This window comes from Aeromonas sp. ZOR0002 (genome assembly GCF_963866995.1).
In the GTDB taxonomy this organism is placed as follows: Bacteria; Pseudomonadota; Gammaproteobacteria; order Enterobacterales; family Aeromonadaceae; genus Aeromonas; species Aeromonas caviae.
On sequence record NZ_CAWMFQ010000399.1, the window covers coordinates 1 to 2,394 of the forward strand.

1 protein-coding gene and 1 pseudogene are annotated in these 2,394 nt (G+C 54.0%); both read right to left on the reverse strand.

Annotation, left to right across the window (positions count from 1 at the left end):
* Nucleotides 1-225 precede the first annotated feature (225 nt).
* Nucleotides 226-1,515 (reverse strand): methyl-accepting chemotaxis protein, encoded by a 1,290-nt coding sequence (locus AACR77_RS22825; RefSeq protein WP_042878977.1) that lies wholly within the window; start codon nucleotides 1,513-1,515, stop codon nucleotides 226-228.
* A gap of 561 nt (nucleotides 1,516-2,076) precedes the next feature.
* Nucleotides 2,077-2,394: pseudogene (locus AACR77_RS22830) on the reverse strand (oxidoreductase); the annotation flags it as partial.

Consider the following 2,394-nt stretch of genomic DNA (forward strand, 5'->3'; position numbering starts at 1 on the left):
GCGTCGTGCCGGTTCGATTCCGGCCTCAGGCACCATTAAAATCAAAGACTTAATAAGGCCACTAGCAATAGTGGCCTTTTTGTTTCTAGTCAATTGACTGTCAGAATGGCCGCGACCTGAAGAGCCGGTTCATCTCTTGAATCTGCAAGTGCCAAGCTACGGCCCCTGGTGTGAACATCAAAGAGCCTGCTCGATGGCAGGCTCCGGAGTGCTTCCCAGATTTATCTAGAGTTCCGAGATGATGGTCGACACCTCTTCTGCTCCGTGTCTTATCTCCTCCATCACTTTTGCAACGTCATCGATCTGCTTTTGCCCGTGGATGGCGCCGTCTGCCGCGGACTGGATCTGCTCGCTGACCTGCCTGGTGAGCTGCTGATTCTGGCTGACGACATTGGCGATTTCGTTGGTCGATAGGGAGGTTCTTGCCGCCAGTTGACGAACTTCATCGGCCACGACGGCAAAGCCCCTGCCTTGTTCGCCGGCTCTCGCCGCTTCGATGGCGGCATTGAGCGCGAGCAGGTTGGTCTGGTCTGCAATGCTGCTGATGGTGGATACGATGGCGGTGATATTCTGGGATTGAGCGTGGAGCTTGCTCATCAAGGTGCTGGCATGTTCCATCTGCCTGACAATATTGTCCGAAGTGGAGACGACGGTGGTCAACATCTCCTCTCCTTTGATGGCGGAGGATTTGGTTGTGACAGATGTTTCATTTGCCACCTTGGCCACATGTTGTACGGCCTGATCTTTGCTGATCTGCGGGGTGATATTGGAAGCAAACTTGATGACCTTGATCACCTTGCCATGGCTGCCCCGCACAGCGTTATAGGTTGCCTCCAGCCAGACTTCATGGCCTTTTTTATCAAATCGCTGAAAGCGCCCCGATTTGAACGTACCCTGAGCCAGCTCCTGCCAGAAATCGGGATGTTCCCGATAAAACAGCTCATCACAAAACATGCGATGTTGATGGCCTTTAATTTCATCGAGTCGATAGCCCATGGTATCCAGGAAATTACGGTTGGCGGAAATAACAACACCAGTCGGTTCAAACTCGATGACGGCAAGGGAGCGATCCAGCGCCTCAAATATTGCTTTTTGAGTCATGAGCAGATCATGTTGCACCGTCACATCTGACGCTATTTTGATGATCTTGATTATTTTTCCGCCCTGGCTGACGGGGAAATAGGTGGCTTCCAGCCATATTTCCTTGCCTTGTTTGCCAACCCGGTGGAAGGTGCCATGCTGGCTGTGCCCATTTGCCAGATCTCGCCAGAATTCCCGATAGGAGGGAGAGTCGGTATCTTCTTTCATGCAGAACATGGCGTGATGCTGCTGCACGATCTCATTGAGGGAGTAGCCGACGGAATGAAGAAAAAGCGGGCTGGTATCGAGAATATAACCATCGGTGGTGAATTCAATCATGGGAAGATGATCGTGCATGGCATGATCCAGTGCCTCGCTTTTCAAGGCCCTCTCTCGTTCTGCTGCCAGCTCTTTTTTAAGTTTCGAGTCGAACATAAGCACACCCCAGCCAAGAAAATAGAATCATCCGACATCTCTTCGTTGACGAACCCTTCACACTTTCTGGGTATGAAGCGTCGTTTTGAGTGTAATGCACCCCTGTCATTTGATTCGGTCTTTTCCATACAAAAAACAGGTTTAATACAAGATGATGCGCCCTTTTTATATGCGGTGATAAATAAAAGGTATTCCTATTCTGAATTATTTGTTCGATGCATCGATTGTTTAACGGGGGTCTGTCACTGGGCAAGACAATGGTTCGCAGTCGTGGGCGAACAGGGCTTCATTTCGGCGAATACGGGTATCCAGGGCAGGGGCTTGTCGGTGAGGCGTGACGGTTGTCTGCATCGATGGGGGAGGGCGCGCAGCGGCAAGGTGCGGCATATAGAGGTGTTTCGGTCCCTCTGTCCGGGAAACCTGCACTTGAGTGTTTGAACGCATCTGTTGTCCATTGTCATGGACGATGGGAAGGAGGGGTGACGTTCCGTGTAGCTGCGAAATGCCCTGGAGAGGCTCGCCTGACCTGGTCAGGCGAGCCGGCTCATATCGCGTCAGTCATCACCCCTGGACATTGACCAGGATCCGGCCGCGTACCTGGCCTGCCAGGAAGGCATCCCCCAGGGTCACGACCTGGGAGAGGGGCACTTCCCGGGTGAGGAGGTTGAGGCGAGTCAGGTCGAGATCCTCTGCCAGTCGGGCCCAGGCCTGCTGGCGCAGCGGGCGCGGTGCCATCACGCTGTCGATGCCATAGAGGGTGACGCCGCGCAGGATGAAGGGCATGACGGTGGAGGGGAAGTCCATCCCTCCCGCGAGACCGCAGGCGGCCACGGCGCCGCCGTAGCGGGTAGTGGCGCAGGCATTGGCCAGGGTGTGGCT

Bases quoted from the DNA above. Each gene is read 5' to 3' on its own strand.
- AACR77_RS22825 (WP_042878977.1), bottom strand. From the start codon at position 1,515: ATGTTCGACTCGAAACTTAAAAAAGAGCTGGCAGCAGAACGAGAGAGG.